Origin of the sequence: Actinoplanes subglobosus (genome assembly GCF_042650585.1) — a bacterium.
GTDB classification, from domain to species: domain Bacteria; phylum Actinomycetota; class Actinomycetes; order Mycobacteriales; family Micromonosporaceae; genus Actinoplanes; species Actinoplanes subglobosus.
Map to the genome: position 1 here is coordinate 112,251 of NZ_JBHSBL010000015.1, position 18,274 is coordinate 130,524.

Here is an 18,274-nt window from a genome sequence, read left to right on the forward strand (position 1 = left end):
GCGAAACTTTCTCAGAATGTTAGGACATCGAAGAATGTGAAATCTAGGTTTCGCGGAAGAAGGCGACTGCCTCGATCAGTGCCCGATCGGTGAGCGCCGGATCGTGACGCGGGCCCACGTCCCGCATGAACGCGTGCTCGCCTCCGGTGTAGACGTGCAACTCCAGATCGGTCAGTCCCGCCGCGTACAACCGCCGCAGGATGTCCAGCCGCGCCTCGGCCGGCACGTGCGGATCCTGACTGCCGAAGACGATCAGCAACCGGCCCCGGATGCCGGCCGCCGCTTCCAGGGAGCCGGCGTCCGCGTCGGCTCCCAGCGCGCCGTTGTGCAGACCGGTCGGGTAGAAGCAGACAGTCGCCTTCACCCGCTGATCGAAAGCGGCCCGGAACGCCAGATGACCGCCGATGCAGAACCCGGTCACGAACAATTCCGACACGTCCGGGCGGGCGGCCAGATAGTCCAGCACCGTGGTCCGGTCGGCATCGAACGCCGCCGTCGTGGTCGCCGCCGCCCCGGCCAGACCCCGCTGCTTGCCGGCGTCGTCGAACTCCAACGCCACCCCGGCCAGCTCGCCGTGCGGATAGATCTCCGGCACCACCACCACGAAACCGTCCGCCGCCAGCCGCCGCGCGGTACGCAACGTCGACTCGGTCAACTGGAAGATGTCGGTGTAAAGCAGCAGCCCCGGCCACGTCCGGTCACCGGCGGGCCGGATCACGATCGTCCGGATGTCGCCCACCCGTACCTCTTCTTCACGCAATTTCATGATCAGCACCCTAAGTGCCCGGTGGGCGCCGTTGGCTATCGTGCGGGCGGTGCCGAGTACATTTCCCACCCACCCCGCCGGAATCCTGCCGCTCAAACTGTGGCGGCCCCGCTGGTTCGACGGCGTCGCCCTCGCCCTGGGCGCGGCCTCACCGGACGTCGCCTACCTGGTCGACGGCAGCGGACTCCCGGTCTGGCCGCTCTCCCACCAGCTGCACGGGCTGATCATTTTCTGCCTGCCGGTCACCCTGCTGGGCTGCCTCATGGTCCGTCGTGCGGCCCCGGTGATCGCTGCCCACCTGCCCGCCGGAGGACCGTTCGCGCTGCGCGACTACGGGGCGCTGCACGACTCCGGGCACCGCTGGTGGATCACCGTGCTCTCGGCCGTCATCGGCGCGGCCAGCCACCTGGTCCTCGACGGGCTCGAAGCGTGGTTCCCGGCGATCGAGTACCCCGCGCACCTCGTCGGCCTCGCGGCCATGGCCGCGATCATGGCCGTCATCGGCCGGCGTCGCCTGCTGCTGCGCTGGCACGGCGAACCACCGCACCGCGCACCCGACCCGGTCCGCTTCTGGTCCGTCGCGGCAGCGGTCGCGATCCCCCTGCTCGCGGTGACCCCGTTCCTCCCGGCCGCCTTCCTTCCCCACACCACCGGGGTACGGGTGATCACCGCCCTCTCGGTCGGGCTCCTCGCCGCCGCCGCGGTTGCCGGCTCACGTCACCGCACACCCTCGCCCGGTCCCGCCTGACGCCGGCCGCTTTTCGTGGCGGGTGACGCGGTCGTTTGTCCTCGTGCGTGACGCCGCCGCTTTTCGTGGCGGGTGAGGCGGTCGTTTGTCCTCGTGCGTGACGCCGCCGCTTTTCGTGGCGGGTGACGCAGTCGCTTCTCCTCGTGCGTGACGCCGGCCCGCAGCGGGAGGCCCGTGTGGTCAGCCGGGGGCGTCGTCCGGGCGCAGCTCGCCCGAACCGCGGCGGATCAGCGTCGTCGGGATCAGGTGCTCGGCCGGCGGGGCGGTGTCGCCGTCGATCCGCCGGAACAACGCCTGAGCAGCGGTACGACCCATCAGCGCCGGATCCTGGGCGACCACCGTGATCGCCGGCTCCAGCAGATCGGCCAGCGGGAAGTCGTCGAAACCGACCAGCGCCACCCGGTGCTGGAGCCCGAGGTGACGCAGTGCCCGCACCGCGCCCACGGTCACCGCGTTCTGGGCCGTGAACAGGGCGGTCGGCGGATCCGGCCGGTGGAACAACTCCAGCACCCGGCTCTCGGCCAGCGCCTCGGAACTCAGATCCGTGACGACCAGCCGCTCCTCCGGCTCGATCCCCGCCTCCCGCAGCCCGGCCCGGTAACCGTCCTGCCGCAGCCGGGCCGTCGGGATCCGTACGTGATCGCTGAGGCAGGCGATCCGCCGGTGCCCGTGCGCGATCAGATGCCGGGTCGCCTCGGTCGCCCCGAGCACGTTGGTGGCCAGCACCGTGTCACCCGGAAACCCGTGACCAGGGCGGTCCACGAACACCACCGGCGTGTCCACGCGCAGCTCCGAGGCCAGATAGCTCTGGTCGGCGCTGACCGTCGCCATGATCAGACCGTCCGCCCGGCGCATCGTGATCGCCCGTGCCAGCTCCCGCTCCCGCCGCGAGCACTCGTCCAGACTCCCGGTGATCACCTGCACCCCGCGGGCCCGGGCCTCGTCGTCCACCGCCCGGTGCAGCGTCGCGAAGAACGGGTTGCCGACATCCTTGAGCAGCAGCGCGATCATCTCGGTCCTGCGGTCACTGCGCCGCAGCGTGCTCGCGCCGATGTCCGGGCTGTAGTTGAGCAGCGCGATCGCACTGCGCACCTGCGCCACCAGGACGGGGGAGACGTTCTCCTCGTTGTTGACGACACGCGACACCGTCTTGAGGCTCACCCGGGCGATCTTCGCGACGTCGTTCATCGTCGGCCGGCCGCCACCCCGCCCTCCGGACGTCCGATCGGGTGCCACACTGCTCCTCGTACGCCATGGTCAGGGCCGGGGTACAGCGTAAACGCACCCCCGAACCGGGACAACGATGTCAGCGGCGCCCGGGCATCGGGACACGGCTCTGACCATTCGTAACGAAACTGCCCGAAACAATCTGTTGACAACGATGGGTCACTCACGTTCACTCCCTTGACAACGTTGTCAGGGACACGTTGCGCCCCCACCGTGAGACCTTTGTCGTGACCAGGAGCCCCACACCAAGATGACGAAGGCCGACAACTCCGAAACCCTGCGCGTCGGCGGATGGATCCCGCCGTACGCGCCCGGCGGATCGGAGCATGCCAGCAGCGCGCCCTGGCCGGGCACACCCGGCCGGTCACCGCAGCCCGGACAGCCCGCCGGGCCGTCACCCCGGCGATCCCGCCGCCCCCTGGCGGTACTCGCCGGTGCCACCGCCGTCGCCGTACTCGGCTACGGCATCGCCGCCGTCGTCGTGTTCGGCGGTGAGCCGGAACCGCGACCCGAGTTCGCGCTTCCGCCCACACCGTCGTGGACCCTCGACCCGGCCTCACCACCGGTCTCCGTGCTGCCACCCGCACCGACCGGCGATGCCGTGGCCAGCCCGGACATCCGCAAGGTCCGCGGCGGGAGCGTCAAACCGGCCACCCGGGGTACGGCCACCCCGAGCCGGTCCACCACGACGTCGCCCGCGCCCGACCCGGTGTTCACCGTCGGCCGTACCGTGGGCATCGGTCTTGTCGGCCTGTCCGGTCATCGGGTCCGTAACCGTGACTTCGTCGCCCGGGTCGAGGCCGTCGGCGCCGCCGACGCGCTCAGCTCCCGCTTCCAGGTGCGGCGCGGGCTGGCCGACGCCGGCTGCGTCTCCTTCGAATCGGCCGAGCACCCCGGCTTCTACCTGCGGCACCGCAACTACGTGCTGCTGCTGGAACGGGCCGACGCCACCACGCTCTACCTCAACGACGCCACGTTCTGCCCGGTCGCGACCGGCGGCGGGTTCGCGCTGCGCTCCGTGAACTACCCCGGCCACCACCTCGTCCACACCGACGGCCTGATCCGGCTCGTGCAGTCGGCGGCCACCCAGGCGACCGTGTTCCGGGCGCTGCCCCCGATCTGAACCGAAACGGAACCGAACCATGCCCCTCACCCCGGCGGACATCCACAACATGGAGTTCCGCGACCCCCTCCCGGGTGAACGCGGCTACGACAGAGACGAGGTCGACGCGTTCCTCGGCGTCGCCGAACGGGCCTTCACCCGCCTCGTCGGCCAGAACCGCGCCCTCCGCGACCGTCTCCGGCGCCCCTCCGGCGGCCCCGGCCATGAGGACACCGACCAGCTGGACCGGGAGGCGGCAGCTCTCGCCGCGGAACTCGAACGCCTCCGCGCCGAACAGCTGCGTGCCGAACAGCAGACCCGCGCCCTCGGTGTCGAACTCGCCCGCGCCCGTGAGGAGCAGCGCCCCGCCACCGCCGGCGGCCAGCGCCCGGCCGACGGCGCCGACCGGGTGGTCGCGGTGGCCCGGCGGCACGCCGATGATCACCTGAGGGAGGCCGAGACCAAGGCGCGGGCGCTGCTCGACACCGCCCGTGCCAAGGCCGACCAGGTGACCAGCGACGCCCAGCTGCTGGCGGCCACCATCGACAGCGACGCCCGCCACCAGCACGCCGTGGCCATCAACGGCCTGGCCGACGAACGGGAGGCGGCGTTGGCCGAGATCGCCCGCTTGACCGACGTCCTGCTCGACCGGCATGCGGGCATGCGCGCCCTCATCGAGGACCGCTTGCACGACCTGGGCTAGGCGCACGCCGCCGAGGTTCGGCCCCGGCCCTGGTCCCGGCCTCGGCCTTGGTCCCGGCCTTGGTCCCGGTCCCGGTCCCGGCCCCGGCCCCGGCCTTGGTCCCGGTCCCGGTCCCGGCCCTGGTCCCGGTCCCGGCCCTGGTCCCGGTCCCGGCCCTGGTCCCGGTCCCGGCCCTGGTCCCGGTCCCGGCCCTGGTCCCGGTCCCGGCCCTGGTCCCGGTCCCGGTCCCGGCCCTGGTCCCGGTCCTGGTCCCGGTCCCGGTCCCGGCCCCGGCCCGGTTCGGCGCGCCTGCCGGAACCGGCCGCGGGCATTTGCGCTGTCAAGGGCCGTGGAAACGGGCGGGCCACACAACGACGAGAGCACTCAGAACGCCAACGGGTGACCTCACCGCCGCCATAGCGACGATGAACGCACCCCATCCGCTGATCGGGGTCGCCCACCCTCGCCATGGTGACCACCAGCGCACACGAACCGTGATCGTGCGCACTGACCCGCGCTGGGTGAACCCGCTCCGAGTCGAGGCGAGACGGACAATAAGGATGCAAAACGGACCATCCTCCCGAATTGTCAGCATGACGGGCTCGATCAGCGCCGATCGAACTCTTACAACACGCCAGCGGACGCGACGCCGCAAACGGGCGACTTGACGACAGGTCAGCGGCAACACTGCGGAAGTCTCCATGGCGAGGATGAGCGATCACGATCATGGGTTTGCGTGCGTTCGTCTGGGTGCGTGCTGCCGGTCACGGTGTCGGGGTTGGCGGGGTAACGGTGACTGTCGCATTCGGCCCGGCGGGCGCGCTGCGGTCGTGAGCCGCCGTCGTGCCGCGTGGGGGCTACGGGACTGGGTGGGCTGTGGGTGTGGGCTGCTCTGGCCGTACCATATGGTCTGGTTTATGAATTAGGCCCAGGTCGGAGACCTCGCCGAGATGGCCCAGCTTGTCGGGGTTGACCACGGACCGCGCCGCCTCGATCCGGCCGTTGATCACGTCGAGGGACATCACCGCCACCACCCGGTCCGCGGCGTCGTGGAAGATCGCGCCGGGGCGGCCGTTCACCCACGCCGGGCGCAGTGCGATGCCGATCCGGCCGAAACGTCGGAACAGGCCCGTGATGAAGCGTGCCACCGCCGGGCCGCCGGTTGGTGGGACCGCCAGCGCCTGCGCCTTGCCGCCGCCGTCACCGACCAGGACGACGTCCGGGGCGAGCATCTCCAGCAACGCGTCGATGTCGCCGCCCGCCGCGGCCGCGAAGAAACGCTCGGCGAGCGCCGCCGCCTCCGCCTGGCGGGCCGGGGTGCCGTCCGGCTTCGGGGCGCCGGCGTGGATCCGCTGCCGGGCGCGGGCGAAGATCTGCCGGCAGTTCGCCTCCGAACGGCCGACCAGACCGGCGACCTCCGGATAGCCGTAACCGAACACCTCCCGCAGCATGAACACCGCCCGCTCGACCGGCGACAACGCCTCCAGCAGCACCAGGAACGCCATCGACAGCGAATCGGCCAGTTCGGCGTGCTCCGCCGGACCCGGACCGCCGGCCGGCACGACCAGCGGCTCCGGCAGCCACGCGCCGACGTACGTCTCCCGCCGCACCCGCGCCGAGCCCAGGTGGTTGATGCCCAGCCGGGTCACGGCGGTCGTGAGATACGCCTTCACGTTCGCGACCGCCGTACCCGCCGTCTGTGCCTTGACCAGGCCGAGCATGGCGTCCTGCACGATGTCCTCGGCGTCACCGACCGAGCCGGTCATGCCGTACGCGATGGAGAACAGCAGCGGCCGGTAGCCGGCCGCCGCCGTCTCGTCGGAAGACGTCACGCGAACTGACCAGGCTGGTACCAGCCCGCCGGCTGCTGCACGATCACGTTGAACCGGTTGAACGCGTTGATCGTCGCGATCGACGCGACCAACGCGGTCAGCTGGTTCTCGTCGTAGTGCTTCGCCGCGTTCGCCCACACCTCGTCGGGCACACCGCCGGCCGCGTCGGCGATCCGGGTGCCGTGCTCGGTCAACTCCAGCGCGGCCCGCTCGGCGTCGGTGAACACCGTCGCCTCCCGCCACGCCGCGACCAGGTGCAGACGTTGCGCGGTCTCGCCGGCGTGTGCGGCGTCCTTGGTGTGCATGTCGACGCAGAAACCGCACCCGTTGATCTGACTGGCCCGCAACAGCACCAGCTCACGTGTCGACTCCGGCAGCCCGGCATCCTTGACCGCCTTGCCGGCCGCGGTGAAGTGCTTCAGGATCTTCCCGGCGACCGGGTTGCCGAACAGGTCGAGACGAGCTTCCATGGCGAACTCCTCAGTCGTGTTTCGTTACTCGCCCTCTAAGACAGAACGGTCCGCGGATCTGTGACACCATCGGAGGCCATGCGGACGGTGGAACTTGTGCTTGACGACACCCTTGACAGGGCCGTCCGCGAGTTGTGGAAGATCCTGCGCGTCGCCGGTCTGCGGAGCCTCGACAACCACCGGCATCCCAGCAACCGGCCCCACATCACGCTGGCTGTCGCCGCCTCGCTGGAGTCCCTGCCCGTGCTGCGCCTGCCGGTTCCGGTCCGGCTCGGCCCGGCGTGCATGCTCGGCCGGGCCCTGGCCCGCTCCGCCGACTCACCGGAGCTGCGGGACCTCCACGCCGAGGTGTGGACGTCGCTCGACGCCACGAATCCGCTGCATGCGCCGGAGGTGTGGGCGCCGCACGTGAGTCTCGCCCTCAACCTGCCGGACGACCAGCGGGCGGACGCGCTGGCCCTGCTCGCCGGGATCCCCGATTCGTTCGGCGAGGCCGTCGCGATACGGTCCTACGACACCGTGACGCGAACGGTCACCGACTACGGCGACTTGCCGGCCGTACGGGGGCGGGGCCGCCCCGCCACTGCGACGCAGATGCCGTAGACGCGGGCGTGGCTGGTCCAGCCGTTCACCCTGCCCCGGTTGTTGCTGATCTGCACCCGCTGCCGTTCATGATCGACGGCCGCGACCAGATGCAGGTACGTCGTCCCAGCGACCCGGACGAGCACGATGTCGCCGGTCTCGACCCGTGCCGCGACCACCGGCGCCACGGTCACCAGATCACCGCTGCGGATCAGCGGAACCATCGAACCGCCGCGCGGCCGGAAATCGACGGTGTCACCGGCGGCGACCCGGGCGGCCACCGCGTCCATTGCTCCCATGCCCGCGGACGCTGCCAGTACGTCCGGCATGAGGGCAATCGATATCCCGCGCAGGGCACCTGAGCAGGGCGGGAAGCACTGGGTGGTGTGGTCGGCACGCTCCGGGGCGGCGGATCGTTGATCATGCTCGTACATTCGGGAGATGAGTGTCGAGGCATGGCTGCGTGAGCGTGGCACCGAGACGATCCAGCACCCGGGCGGCACGCTCTACGCCCACCTGTGCCGGGTCCGGGATCGGCTGGCCGCCATCGGCCACGACTTCGACGTGCAGGCGGCGGGGCTGACGCATGCCGCCTACGGGACTGACGGGTTCGATCTGGCGCTTCTGTTCTGGCAGGAGCGGGACACACTGCGTGAGTTGATCGGTCCGAACGCGGAGGAGCTCGTGTATCTCTATGCCGCCTGTGACCGGTCGCTGTCATGGCCGGATCTGACGGAGACGCATCGGATCAGCGACAGGTTCACCGGGTCGGTGGTGCGGCTCGCGGACTGGCAGGTGACGCCGTTCGTGGATTTGAGCATCGTCAACGAACTCGACGTCCTGGAGCACGATCCGGGCCTGTTGGCCGGGCGTCGGGAGTACTTCGCCGAGCTGTTCGAGGCCTGGTCACCGATCACCTCGCCGGCGGTTTCCACCGAGGTCCGGCGCCTCTTCGCGCACTGAACGGGGACGGCGGCGGGTACTACTGGTGGTGGCTTGCTGACGCAGTGCCGTGTCGATCACTGCTGCGGTATTCGCTTTGTATGACGTATGCTTCGAGTAATACCTAGGCTCATGAGGCCGGGGGAGGAGGGGCCGTGACCGCCGGAGAAGACCGAGACGCCGCCGTTGCCGCAGCTGATGAGCGTGCGGCGAGGAGGTTTCTGGAAGCAGGCGAGCGGGTCTCGGTGATCACTTTCCGCGTGACCCCACAGGAGCGCCTCGTGCTCGACCTGGTGGCGAACCGTCAGGGTGAGAGTCTCTCCGCATATGTTCGATCCAGTGCCCTTGACGTCGCCCGGTCGATTATCGAGCGTGGTGGCGGCATCGAGAAGTTTGCCGAACGGTACGCCAGGGAACGCGACGAGCGCACCAGCGAGTTGATCCATCAGATCGTCACCGCCAGTAGCCCCAGTCGCGGCGATTCCGCGGACTGACGGCGGCGTAACGGAGGTCCTCGGATGAGTCCGCGCAGCAACAACTTGCGGCAGGCGGCCATTGATGATGCCTGCCGGCTGGCCGATGCGCGGATGGCCCGGGAGGCCGCCGCGTCGCAGAGCGGCGATGTGGTCGCGCTTGCCGACGAGCCCGAGGGCGCCATAACCGACGAGGCGGCTCGAGTACTGTTCGCGAACTGGCAGGTGGACAACGTCCTGCATCCGGCCGCCGATTTCCTCCACGACGATGAGGTCGAGCGCGCAGTGATCCGACAACTACCGGACACCGGCGAACCAGGAGCGCCGCTTGAGGAACGGGATGCCGGTCGCCGGCATGCAGTGATAGTAATGGTTGGCGGTTCACTATTGCTGGTGTCGATATCTGCCTCGATCCTTGTTCTGACCGGAACCGCGTTGGTCGCCTTGGCGGCAGCATTCCTGAGCTATTTCGCTGTCCGGGACAGATGGTGGCCTGGTCGGGTTCGTGGAGTTCACGGCCATCGCGTCCGTGCGGCAGGCAGATCGGATCGGAGCATTTTCCGGGAGGTTCGCCGGCGGCCAATCCGGCCACTCGATGATGATCGGCAGAGGATTCCTGATCATTCGATGCCGGGCGGCGATGACGAGTTGAGCGAATCGTCTCCGTGCTTGCTCGCGGAACCTGCCGATGGTTCTGTACCTGCGACATCAACCGTGCTGGTGGGATCAGGGCGGTCGGGGTGACCGTGGTACGCAGTCCCGTGGGTGCATGATTGCGATGCCGTGACCGATGAGCCCGTAGCTATTCGCTGGAGTTGAGGATATGGCGGGGTGTCACCTGACGGGTGACACCCCGCCATATCCGTTTCGGTGAACGAGTTCGCCTTCCGCCATTTGCGTAATGCGCGCCACTTTCGAGGCGTCAATCCGATTGCCGAAACGGCATTCACGGTGTTGACTGAAGGTAGGAGCCGTCCGTCACGTGAGGTGGCGATCAATTCGATGAGTCAAGTTCCGTCAGATCTTGACAGGCCACGTAGCTCAGGCGCCAGCGAAGGCATGCCGATCCACGGCCGCCCAGCGACTTCGCGTTCGGGCGGAATCGTGCGGGGTGCCGACCACGGGGGTACATCCGCTGCCCAGATTCGAACGAGGCGAGGAAGGAACGTCGGAAACCATGAACGCATCGGCTCACGACACCGCGAAGACGCCCGACGAGGCCGTCGACAGTCACACTCCGACAGACACTGAGCGGCGAGCAGGCGACGTTGTCGCTCCGCCTCCACGAGAGCCGTCACGTAGGTTGAACGTCGTGGTCGTCGCCGCCACATTCGCCGGCGTGGTGCTGATCGCGCTTGCGGCGGGTGCGCTGGTCGGCAGTCTCGCGTCCGCCCGGCGGGCGGCGGTGGTCGTTGGTGTGGTCACCGCCCTCGTCGGATTCATCGGCGGATTGCTCGCCGAGCCGCTCGTGAGGCGCACGGCGGCTCGGCGAAGCGATGGGGGTCAGACCGCCTTGGAGTCACGCCGGCGAACATAGGCCTGGTGGATCGTCCGACCGGTCCAGGCGGTGCCGGCACCGACGCCGACCGTGGCGAACGGAACGCTGACGATCTTGACAACCTCGTTCGGAGTGAGCTCCGGGAACTGGCTCATCAGCAGCCAGACCCCGGCGATGTACGTGCCCGTCACCATGAGGAACGCGACGAGTCACATGAGCAGGCGCTGCCAGGCGTCCCTGCGCTGATCCTTGCGCAGCGCAGCGTAGTGCTGCGCGGTCTCCGGGTTGTCGGTGGCGCGGATGACGTGCCTGTCCTCGAAGTCGAGGTCGTTCTGCGGCGCCCGGTTCCAGCGGTCCACCTGGGCCTTCGGCTGGCGGACCGCCGGAGCCGGCTCGCGTTCGGCCGACTTCGGCGGTGCGCTGGTCGGCTCGGTCGGGTTTGCGGACCGTGCGCCAGAGAAGGGCTTCCCAGGCTTTTTGGGCGGCGCGGCCTGCGTCGTGCCGGTCTCGGGCTTGCGGCTCCGGGGCGTCCGGGCGCCTTTGTTGCCGCTGGCCGGGGCCGAGTGGGATGCGGCAGTGCCGTCCTGGGAAGCGCGGGCCGATCGGGTCTCGGCGTGCTTGCCCGAGGGTGTGCTGGTCTCGGCGGCGAGGCTGGTGTCTTCGGCGCCGGCCGAGGGAGAGGAATCGCGTGCACCCATGATCTCCACCCCTTCGCGTATGACTTTGTACTACATCATACGTTCGTCGTACGACAGGAACCGGCTGGATGCACTTGCTCGCCGTTTTCTGGGTAAGGTCACCGAGAGGCCACGGAGGGCGCCGCACTGGCTGACCGTCTCGACTGGACGGTGTGGCAGCGCCCGACGAGCGGCACTCACCCGCCGGTGATACGGAGGTCTCGTTGGTATCCAAGCCCCGTGAGCTGCTCGAACTCCGGAAGGTGACCGAGGAGCTGTTCCAGCTCCTCAAAGCTCACTTTCACCCCGCGGACCGGTTCACCTTCGCCCTGGCCACAGTGGATGATCCGGAGGTTGTGGCCGAGATCACTGACCCGGTGGCGGTGGCTGCCTTCACGATGCGCAAGGTGCAAGCCTTGCACAGGGTGGCTGGTGATGGTGTGCGCACCAGCGCCGACGTCGTAATCGGGCTGGCCGCCGAGCTCAACCGCAGCCTCGTGGAACTCGCCGCGCATGTGGAGGACGTGGCGGCCAGCAACCGTATCGTCGCGCTCAACAAGAAAGTGATCCTGGCGGGATTGGCGACCTCGAGGATTCCGCCGGGCGAAGGTCAGGCCGGCAAGGTGATACCCCTCGACTGACGGTGGATGGTGCCATTGAGCCGACGGGACCGAGAGGGCCGGCTCAGGTCAGGACGATCGGCTCGAAGGTGGCGGTGAACTCCTTCTGCTCCTCGGCGGTGTCGAAACCGACGTAGTAGTGCAGGCGGTCGTAGTCGGCGTCGCTCGGGAAGACCAGAGAGCTCTCGGCGACCTGCATCATCGTCTTGCGGTCGTCGCCGGACAGCTTGGCGGCGTCCTTGCGGATCCGGTCCCGGGCGGCGGGGACCGGGCAGACGTAGTTGATGTACTCGGCCAGTGAGGCGGCGTTCTCGATCTCGTAGAAGAAGTCGATGAGCATCAGGGCGTCGACCGGATTGGCGGCCGTGATCGGGATGGCGAAATTGTCCGTCCAGATCGTGCCGCCCTCTTGCGGGATCACGAACTCGAGGTTCGTACCGTCGCTGATGTTCTTCTGGAAGATGTCGCCGGACCAGGCCTGGGAGATCCAGATCTCGCCCTTGCCGAGGGCGTCCAGGTAATCCTGCTCGTAATAATTGCGGACCAGGCCGGCGTCCTTCTGCTGCTGGAGCTTCGCGGCGGCCTCGGCCCATTCGGCCTGGCCGGAGTCGGCGGGCTTGAGGCCGGCCGCGAGGAGGCCGAAGTTCGCGAGTTCGGTGACGTCGGACATCATGCCGACCTTGCCCTTGAACTCCGGGTCCCACAGGTCGGCGAGCTTGGTGATCGGCCGCTTGACCCTGGCCGGGTCGTAGGCGATGCCGGTGATCCCGGACGCCCACGGCACGCTGAACACGTTCGCGGGGTCGAACGCCTCGCGGGTGTACTTGGCGGCGGCGTTCTTGGTGAAGTTCGGCAGCCGCGTGTGGTCCAGCGGCGCGAGGAATCCGGCCGCGCGGAACTGGCCGAACTGGATGCCGTTGGTGATCACCATGAGGTCGAAGTCGATCGGTTCCTTGGCCGACAGCTGCGGCTGGATCTTGGCGAACCAGGGGCCCATCTCCTGGATGACCTCCTGGTAGTTCACCGTGATGCCGGTCCTGGCGGTGAACCGGGCCAGTTCCGGCTTCGACGGGTCCATGTAGAGCGGCCAGTTCGCGAAGTCGACGTGCCCGTTCTGCGACTTGCCGTCCCAGAAGGTGGCCATCTCGGAGGTGGTGAGCTCCTGCGGCCGGCCGGTGCCCTGCACGCCGCAGGCGGCGAGGGCGGCGCCCACCGCGGACAGCCCGCCGATCCGCAGTGCGTCACGGCGCCCCAGGCGTCGCCGGGTGAGGCCGCGGAGCAGGGTGGGGTCGGTGGCGGTGGGCTGGAACATCAGACTCCGATCAGGTAGATCCTGATCATGAACGGTAGGCGCACCACGGTGGTTAACTCATCGGTAACAAGGCCTGCGGGCGGCGCCGGTCAGTTGATCTTGATGAGTCGATCGGCCGGGCGCGCTCAGCGGGCCCGGCCGGCTCCGGAGCGCTCGCGGAGCACGTAGTTGATGTGCTCGATCCGGATCTCCGGGTACTTCGTCTCCAGGGCGCGGAGGACGGCGTCCGGTGAGTTGGACCAGCCCTTGAGCTTGTCGGCGATGGCGTCATGAAGAGCGGCGGTCGGAGGGGCCACGCAGGGTCCGAGCACTCGCATGGCGGCGGCGGGGATCTCGGCCGACTCACGCGGCTGCATGTCGCCTTCCTGGACCATCGGATCCTCCGTGTACGCGCCGATGAAGTGGACCGCCGATGAGATGGGCCGCCGATGAGGTGGACCATGGGGCCGACCTGACGCTATGAACGATTCGGCTGCCGGTCCAGGACTGCTTCGGGCAGCACCCTGACACCTTCCTGGCGGTCCACTGCCCACGAGGTACGGGCGCCCAGCAGTTCCGGGTTTCCGGATTACCCTGACACCGATCTTCCGGGTGTCGATGAAAGGTGCCGTGGGTGACGGTCGAGGTGGCGGTCGTCGACCCCCTGCCGATGTTCCGTCACGGCGCCTCGATGACCCTCGCCGAGGAGGGATATGCGGTCCGTGCACCCGCCGACCTGATGGCCTGGGCGCGGGCGACCCCGCGGGCGCTGATCCTGTTGACCGTCCTGCACGACGGCGACTGGGCGCTCCTGCGGCGGCTGCGCGAGGACGAGCGCGGGCATCCGGTGATAGCCGTGCTCGACACCGACGTGGACGTGCTGGGCGTCCGCGCGGTCCGGGCCGGCGCCACGTCGGTCGTCTCCCGTGCCGCGCCGGCCCGCCTGCTGGCACGGGTCGTCACGGCGACCCTGGAAGGGCAGTCGGTGCTGCCCACCGCTGTCGTGACGGCGCTGGCGGCCGGCCGGTTCACCGACCCCGCACCCGCCACAGCGGTGTCAAAGGAGCAGACGGCCTGGTTGCGGGCCCTCGCGGCGGGGAGCACCGTCGCCGATCTCGCCGGCCGTTCCGGCTATTCGGAACGGGCCATGTTCCGCCTGCTGCGGGCGGTCTATCAGGAGCTCGGTGCCGGCAGCAAGGTCGAGGCCCTGATCAAGGCCAAGGATCGGGGATTGCTGTAGCCGGCGTCCCCTACACCGTGTGCGACCGGGCGCCCGCGGCGGCGGCCAGCAGCAGGTCCCGATCGTCCGGCTCGAGGTCCGGAGCGAGCAGCCCGAGCAGGTACTGGAGCCGGTCGAGGAGCCGCGGCGCCGGCGCCGGCACCGCGGCTCGGGCGCGCCCGAACGCTTCCACAGCGGCCCGCAGCGACGACCCCCGGATCGCATGCTCACCCGCGAGCGCCAGCCCCTCGAACTCCGCGGCGGCGTAGTCGCGGTCGTCGTTCGCCCAGCGGTTCGAGGACTGTGTCCGCAGGGCGTCGAAACTGTCGCGGGCGCGGCTCGTCCGCCGGCGCCGGAGGTCGATCACCGCGCTCATCGCGAGCACGATCAGCGCGTGACCCTCCCGGCGGTACCGCATCGCGCCGGCGATGGGCCCGGCCGCTTCCGCGAACCGGCCGCGACTGAGGTAGGCCCAGCCGAGTGTGGTCCGGGCCTGGAGGACCGTGGCCGCGTCGTAGAGGTCCAGCCCCGTAGCCACGGCCCGCTCGGCCAGTTCCACGGCCGTGTCATGATTTCCCCGGTCCAGGGCCAGGTCGGCCTGGGCGTCCAGGCGCTGGGCCAGCAACAGCGGGCGATCCTCCGCGAAGCGGCGGGTGTAGTCGATCGCGTCGTCGAGCCGGGCGGCCGCCTCGGGCATCCGCTTCAGCTCCGAGTACCACCGGGCCAGGCGGACGGCGATCCGCACGAGCTCCGGCGCCTGCTCGTACCGGGCGATGCTCAAGGCCTCCTCGCCCTGCTGGATGGCCGCGGGGTGGTCGCCCCAGTACCGGCTGCAGTCCGCCAGCCCGGCCAGGGCCAGCATGTGGTCCGACAGGATGCCGCTCTCGTCGGCCAGCGCGAACGCGTCCCGGAAGTAGCGGTGTGACCCGCGGATGTCATTGTCCTGCCAATGCAGGTTCGCCATGTTCAGGTAGATGCGGCTGAGGCCCGGCACCTGATCGTTCGTCCTGCCCGCCTCGATCCGCGCCCGTTGGTAGGCCCGGCGTGCCTCCGCGCTCTGCCCGCGCGCCAGATAGAGCGAGCCGAGGGAGTTCGCGTTGCGCATCTCGTCGTGTGAGCTCGGCAATCTGCTGGTGACGCTCACCCGGTCCGGGATCAGCAGATCGGTGGCGTTCCACCGGGCCAGGGCGGTGTGCATCTGGTCGATCACCTGGAAGGCGGTCCTCCAGTCCTGGGCGTTGATCCAGGCTCTCAGCGTCGCGAAGTGCGGGGCGAGTTCCTCGATCGATCGGGCGTCGCCGGGCGGGCCGAGCAGATACTGGAGAAGACCGGCCGCGCGTGGGTACAGCCGGCCCGGGCCCCGGGGATCGTTGTCGGCGGACTTCCGGACCGCCTCGTGGAGAACGTGATGGACGGTCTCCGACGGGAACAGGCCGGACGGTGAGCCGGCGGAGGTGGCGACGATGCCGGCCCGCTGCAGCGTACCCAGCGCCGCGGAGACAGAGGCGGCCGTGTCGGGGCCGTTCAGCAGTTCGACGATCAGATTCAGGGGTACGGGCGTGCCGAAAGCCACCAGCGCGGCGAGGACCCGCAGCAGATCCTGACTCAGGTTCCCGACGATCCATTGGGCCAGCGCGGCCTCGACGTCGTCCGGGTTCTCGTCGGCGAGCTGTGCCAGCACCGTCGCGCCGGTGGACGGGTTGCCCGACAGGCGCAGCGCGGCGAAGAACAGGTCGGCGAGCCGTGGGATGCCACGCAGGACCCGATACAGCTGGGCCTGATCGAGGTCCGCGAGCCCGATCGGGCCGGTGTTGCGCAGCCGGTCCAGGTATTGGCGGAAGTGCTCCGGCTCCAGCTGGCGGACCGGAACGCTGATCAGGCCGGCCGGCCATCGGTTCGCGCTGCTGCGGACCGGGACGTTCGCCAGGGCCAGAACGACCTTGACGGGGCGCGCCGACGACTCGGCGATGAGGACGAGGGCTTCCTCGATGCTCAGATTCCGGAAGTGGTGGCGCGACGGATCGACGAGCGACTGCGCGTTGTCGACCCACACGACGAGCGGCTCCGCGCCGGCGTCCTCCAGGAGGACGGCGAGGCGGCCCAGCAGGTCCTGGCCCGAGTGCCGGTCGCCGTACGTCCCCTCGATGGCATGCAGCAGCGACTTGACGCTGAACTCGCCGTGCGACGTCAACGAGATGCGGCGAAGACCATTGCTCCGGTCCAGGCCGAGCCGCTTCAGGACGTCCTCCACCAGGAGGGTCTTTCCGACGCCGGGCTCGCCGTGCACCATGATCACGGCCGGCCCGCGGTCGGTCAGCGCGGTCTTGAGCCGGCGGGTCTGCTCGTGCTGGTTGATGACACGGCCGCCGGACGGCACGGACTCCTTCGGCGTCACCGGCTCATCATCACCTTCGACGGGCTCGCCCGGGAAGCGGCGATGGAGCCGCCGTTGCTGTCATGGATCCGACGTTGCGCCGCGCCACGCGGATGTGGTGCGAGGGAACCCGGGGCGGGCGGTGGCGGCCGCCCGCCCCGGGTCGCTGCGAGCCCCTCAGGCGGTCTGGCGGTTGAGCCGGCGGTAGACCGGGGCCAGGCGTTTGTGCAGGTCCTGGTAGATGTCGTAGATCTCCAGGTAACGGGCGTGGTCGGCGCCCGGTGTGAACACGTGGTCGTTGCGGGTCAGGGCGGGAATGTCGTCGAACGAGATCAGGCCGGCTCCGACCGCGCCGATCCAACCCGCGCCGCGGGCGTTCACCGTCACCGGGTTGGCGTCGCGGCGGATCTCGATGCCCAGCACGTCGGAGAAGATCTGGCACCACGAGTCGGACCGTGCCGCGCCGCCGGTGATCACCATCGAGCGGACCGGGGTGCCGAGGAACTTGTCGACCGCCTTGGCCAGCCAGCGCGTGTTCAACGCTACGCCCTCGAAGACGGCCCGCAACAGGTCGGAGCGGGTCGTGTCGAGGGAGATGTTCAGGAACGCGGCCCGCAGGTTCGGGTCGTCCACGGGCGCGCGTTCGCCGTACAGCCAAGGGGTGTAAAGAACGCCGTTGGCGCCGGCCGGGACCGAAGGGATGATCTTGTCGAAGGCATCGAAGATGGTGCCCTCGTCCCGGCTGACGTGGCCGGCGCTGACGATCGGGTCGTCGTATTCGACGATCTTGTCGCGCAGCCACGTCAGGTTCGCGCCCGCGGTGGCCTGCAGCGCCGTCATCAGATAGCGGTCCGGGATCGCGCACGGGATCGATGCGATACCGGTCAGGACGTCGGTCTTCTTCTTCGGCACGTGCGCGGCGATCCACGACGAGGTGCCCAGGTAGAGGTGAGTCTCGTTGTCGTGGATGGTGCCCGCCCCGATCGCCGCCGCGGTGTTGTCGATCGCCCCGGCGACCACCTGCACCGTCCGGGGGAGACCGAGGTGATCGGCAGCATGGGGGGCCAGTGTGCCGATCACCTCGGTGCAGGCCACGATCGGTGGGAGCTTGTCGGCGTCGATCCCACTGGCGGAGACCAGCGCGGGGGAGTACCGGATGGATGGGGCCTTCCGGTTGTCGGTCACCCACGAGGTCAGGATCGAGTCGACGGTCGCCACCGTGCGGCCGGTCAGCTTCAGATTGATCCAGTCGAGGACGTTGAGGAAGGTTCTGGTCTTTCTGTACACGTCCGGCATGTCGTCGCGGACGAGCAGCATGTGCGCTGCCGGGTCTTTTCCGGTCACCGACGGCATACCGCCCGTCAGGCGCAGCCAGCGCGCGATGTTGCGGACCGACATCCCCTGGTACGCCGGGAACCCGCCGAACTGCCTCCGCAGGTGCGGTGCCCCGCGCATGTCGAGCCAGCTGATGCACCTGGTCAGCGGGTTGCCGTCGGCGTCGACCGCGATGGTGCCCTCACCCTGCGTCGACGAGCAGACGGTCGTCACCGCGCGCAGATGGTCGGGGAAGGTGCGGCCGAGGTCGGCTACGACCTCGGCCAGCGCGTCCCACCAGGCGATCGGGTCCTGCTCGGCACCTCCGCCGGGCAGCACCACGAGCGGGACCGGCCGTTCGGCCCAGCCGGTCACCGTGCCGTCGGCCGCGACGAGGGCGGCCTTCATCCCCGACGTACCGAGGTCGATCGCCAGGACCTGTGGCGCGATGGTCAAC

The 18,274-nt window shown here is 69.4% G+C and carries 21 protein-coding genes; 9 read left to right on the plus strand and 12 right to left on the minus strand.

Annotation, left to right across the window (positions count from 1 at the left end; translation table 11 throughout):
- Window positions 1–43 precede the first annotated feature (43 nt).
- Window positions 44–766 carry a dienelactone hydrolase family protein gene (locus tag ACFO0C_RS15200; protein WP_378067250.1) on the minus strand — a complete coding sequence of 241 codons (723 nt, stop codon included), beginning with the start codon at window positions 764–766 and terminating at the stop codon, window positions 44–46.
- 49 nt (window positions 767–815) lie between these two features.
- Here ACFO0C_RS15200 and ACFO0C_RS15205 point away from each other — a divergent pair, with 49 nt between their 5' ends.
- Complete coding sequence (locus ACFO0C_RS15205) at window positions 816–1,514, plus strand: DUF4184 family protein (RefSeq protein WP_378067251.1); 699 nt, start codon at window positions 816–818, stop codon at window positions 1,512–1,514.
- 180 nt (window positions 1,515–1,694) lie between these two features.
- On the opposite strand, the gene ACFO0C_RS15210 is transcribed toward ACFO0C_RS15205, so the two are convergent.
- Window positions 1,695–2,702 (minus strand): LacI family DNA-binding transcriptional regulator, encoded by a 1,008-nt coding sequence (locus ACFO0C_RS15210; protein ID WP_378067252.1) that lies wholly within the window; start codon window positions 2,700–2,702, stop codon window positions 1,695–1,697.
- Window positions 2,703–2,991: 289 nt separating this feature from the next.
- Here ACFO0C_RS15210 and ACFO0C_RS15215 point away from each other — a divergent pair, with 289 nt between their 5' ends.
- Entirely contained in the window at window positions 2,992–3,864 is an 873-nt protein-coding gene (locus ACFO0C_RS15215; protein WP_378067253.1) for an AbfB domain-containing protein, read from the plus strand.
- A 19-nt stretch (window positions 3,865–3,883) separates the two neighbouring features.
- Entirely contained in the window at window positions 3,884–4,546 is a 663-nt protein-coding gene (locus ACFO0C_RS15220) for a DivIVA domain-containing protein (protein WP_378067254.1), read from the plus strand.
- Here the strand turns inward: ACFO0C_RS15220 and ACFO0C_RS15225 are convergent.
- From ACFO0C_RS15225 to ACFO0C_RS15235, 3 genes are all read right to left on the minus strand, one after another.
- Window positions 4,543–4,857, minus strand: a complete 315-nt coding sequence (locus tag ACFO0C_RS15225; RefSeq protein ID WP_378067255.1) for a hypothetical protein — start codon at window positions 4,855–4,857, stop codon at window positions 4,543–4,545. The two genes, ACFO0C_RS15220 and ACFO0C_RS15225, sit on opposite strands and share 4 nt — an antisense overlap.
- Before the next feature lie 525 nt (window positions 4,858–5,382).
- Window positions 5,383–6,357 carry an RNA polymerase sigma factor SigJ gene (sigJ, locus tag ACFO0C_RS15230; RefSeq protein ID WP_378067256.1) on the minus strand — a complete coding sequence of 325 codons (975 nt, stop codon included), beginning with the start codon at window positions 6,355–6,357 and terminating at the stop codon, window positions 5,383–5,385.
- On the minus strand, window positions 6,354–6,827 hold the full coding sequence (locus tag ACFO0C_RS15235; protein WP_378067257.1) for a carboxymuconolactone decarboxylase family protein: 474 nt from the start codon (window positions 6,825–6,827) through the stop codon (window positions 6,354–6,356). Before ACFO0C_RS15235 ends, sigJ begins: the two co-directional genes overlap by 4 nt.
- 87 nt (window positions 6,828–6,914) lie before the next feature.
- Here ACFO0C_RS15235 and ACFO0C_RS15240 point away from each other — a divergent pair, with 87 nt between their 5' ends.
- Complete coding sequence (locus tag ACFO0C_RS15240) at window positions 6,915–7,430, plus strand: 2'-5' RNA ligase family protein (protein ID WP_378067258.1); 516 nt, start codon at window positions 6,915–6,917, stop codon at window positions 7,428–7,430.
- Here the strand turns inward: ACFO0C_RS15240 and ACFO0C_RS15245 are convergent.
- Window positions 7,367–7,708, minus strand: a complete 342-nt coding sequence (locus tag ACFO0C_RS15245; protein WP_378067259.1) for a S24 family peptidase — start codon at window positions 7,706–7,708, stop codon at window positions 7,367–7,369. The genes ACFO0C_RS15240 and ACFO0C_RS15245 overlap by 64 nt on opposite strands.
- A gap of 142 nt (window positions 7,709–7,850) precedes the next feature.
- Here ACFO0C_RS15245 and ACFO0C_RS15250 point away from each other — a divergent pair, with 142 nt between their 5' ends.
- The 3 genes from ACFO0C_RS15250 (at window position 7,851) to ACFO0C_RS15260 (ending at window position 9,568) form a co-directional block, all read left to right on the plus strand.
- The gene (locus tag ACFO0C_RS15250; protein WP_378067260.1) at window positions 7,851–8,372 is read left to right on the plus strand and encodes a DUF6817 domain-containing protein; all 522 of its coding nucleotides are present in this window, start codon (window positions 7,851–7,853) and stop codon (window positions 8,370–8,372) included.
- A 134-nt stretch (window positions 8,373–8,506) separates the two neighbouring features.
- Window positions 8,507–8,845 carry a plasmid mobilization protein gene (locus tag ACFO0C_RS15255; protein WP_378067261.1) on the plus strand — a complete coding sequence of 113 codons (339 nt, stop codon included), beginning with the start codon at window positions 8,507–8,509 and terminating at the stop codon, window positions 8,843–8,845.
- A 24-nt stretch (window positions 8,846–8,869) separates the two neighbouring features.
- Window positions 8,870–9,568 carry a hypothetical protein gene (locus tag ACFO0C_RS15260; protein ID WP_378067262.1) on the plus strand — a complete coding sequence of 233 codons (699 nt, stop codon included), beginning with the start codon at window positions 8,870–8,872 and terminating at the stop codon, window positions 9,566–9,568.
- A 759-nt stretch (window positions 9,569–10,327) separates the two neighbouring features.
- Here ACFO0C_RS15260 and ACFO0C_RS15265 read toward each other — a convergent pair.
- The gene (locus ACFO0C_RS15265) at window positions 10,328–10,513 is read right to left on the minus strand and encodes a hypothetical protein (RefSeq protein ID WP_378067263.1); all 186 of its coding nucleotides are present in this window, start codon (window positions 10,511–10,513) and stop codon (window positions 10,328–10,330) included.
- Window positions 10,514–10,531: 18 nt separating this feature from the next.
- Window positions 10,532–11,020, minus strand: a complete 489-nt coding sequence (locus ACFO0C_RS15270) for a hypothetical protein (protein WP_378067264.1) — start codon at window positions 11,018–11,020, stop codon at window positions 10,532–10,534.
- Window positions 11,021–11,172: 152 nt separating this feature from the next.
- Here ACFO0C_RS15270 and ACFO0C_RS15275 point away from each other — a divergent pair, with 152 nt between their 5' ends.
- Window positions 11,173–11,640, plus strand: a complete 468-nt coding sequence (locus tag ACFO0C_RS15275) for a hypothetical protein (RefSeq protein ID WP_378067265.1) — start codon at window positions 11,173–11,175, stop codon at window positions 11,638–11,640.
- 43 nt (window positions 11,641–11,683) lie between these two features.
- On the opposite strand, the gene ACFO0C_RS15280 is transcribed toward ACFO0C_RS15275, so the two are convergent.
- Window positions 11,684–12,931 (minus strand): polyamine ABC transporter substrate-binding protein, encoded by a 1,248-nt coding sequence (locus ACFO0C_RS15280; protein WP_378067266.1) that lies wholly within the window; start codon window positions 12,929–12,931, stop codon window positions 11,684–11,686.
- 125 nt (window positions 12,932–13,056) lie between these two features.
- Window positions 13,057–13,305, minus strand: a complete 249-nt coding sequence (locus ACFO0C_RS15285) for a hypothetical protein (protein ID WP_378067267.1) — start codon at window positions 13,303–13,305, stop codon at window positions 13,057–13,059.
- Window positions 13,306–13,544: 239 nt separating this feature from the next.
- Between ACFO0C_RS15285 and ACFO0C_RS15290 the strand changes: the two genes are divergently transcribed.
- Window positions 13,545–14,150 (plus strand): DNA-binding response regulator, encoded by a 606-nt coding sequence (locus ACFO0C_RS15290; protein ID WP_378067268.1) that lies wholly within the window; start codon window positions 13,545–13,547, stop codon window positions 14,148–14,150.
- A 10-nt stretch (window positions 14,151–14,160) separates the two neighbouring features.
- Here ACFO0C_RS15290 and ACFO0C_RS15295 read toward each other — a convergent pair whose 3' ends face one another.
- Together ACFO0C_RS15295 and ACFO0C_RS15300 are read right to left on the minus strand one after the other, a co-directional pair.
- Complete coding sequence (locus tag ACFO0C_RS15295; RefSeq protein ID WP_378067269.1) at window positions 14,161–16,524, minus strand: AAA family ATPase; 2,364 nt, start codon at window positions 16,522–16,524, stop codon at window positions 14,161–14,163.
- Window positions 16,525–16,680: 156 nt separating this feature from the next.
- Window positions 16,681–18,273: a xylulokinase gene (locus ACFO0C_RS15300; RefSeq protein ID WP_378067270.1), complete on the minus strand. Its 1,593-nt coding sequence runs from the start codon at window positions 18,271–18,273 to the stop codon at window positions 16,681–16,683.
- Window position 18,274: the final 1 nt, after the last annotated feature.

Coding starts and splice junctions, on each gene's coding strand:
- ACFO0C_RS15225 (WP_378067255.1), bottom strand. CDS start 4,857: ATGCCCGCGGCCGGTTCCGGCAGGCGCGCCGAACCGGGCCGGGGCCGG.
- ACFO0C_RS15280 (WP_378067266.1), bottom strand. CDS start 12,931: ATGTTCCAGCCCACCGCCACCGACCCCACCCTGCTCCGCGGCCTCACC.
- ACFO0C_RS15260 (WP_378067262.1), top strand. CDS start 8,870: ATGAGTCCGCGCAGCAACAACTTGCGGCAGGCGGCCATTGATGATGCC.
- ACFO0C_RS15200 (WP_378067250.1), bottom strand. CDS start 766: ATGAAATTGCGTGAAGAAGAGGTACGGGTGGGCGACATCCGGACGATC.
- ACFO0C_RS15245 (WP_378067259.1), bottom strand. CDS start 7,708: ATGGGAGCAATGGACGCGGTGGCCGCCCGGGTCGCCGCCGGTGACACC.
- ACFO0C_RS15220 (WP_378067254.1), top strand. CDS start 3,884: ATGCCCCTCACCCCGGCGGACATCCACAACATGGAGTTCCGCGACCCC.
- ACFO0C_RS15270 (WP_378067264.1), bottom strand. CDS start 11,020: ATGGGTGCACGCGATTCCTCTCCCTCGGCCGGCGCCGAAGACACCAGC.
- ACFO0C_RS15215 (WP_378067253.1), top strand. CDS start 2,992: ATGACGAAGGCCGACAACTCCGAAACCCTGCGCGTCGGCGGATGGATC.
- ACFO0C_RS15210 (WP_378067252.1), bottom strand. CDS start 2,702: ATGAACGACGTCGCGAAGATCGCCCGGGTGAGCCTCAAGACGGTGTCG.
- ACFO0C_RS15250 (WP_378067260.1), top strand. CDS start 7,851: ATGAGTGTCGAGGCATGGCTGCGTGAGCGTGGCACCGAGACGATCCAG.
- ACFO0C_RS15235 (WP_378067257.1), bottom strand. CDS start 6,827: ATGGAAGCTCGTCTCGACCTGTTCGGCAACCCGGTCGCCGGGAAGATC.
- ACFO0C_RS15285 (WP_378067267.1), bottom strand. CDS start 13,305: ATGGTCCAGGAAGGCGACATGCAGCCGCGTGAGTCGGCCGAGATCCCC.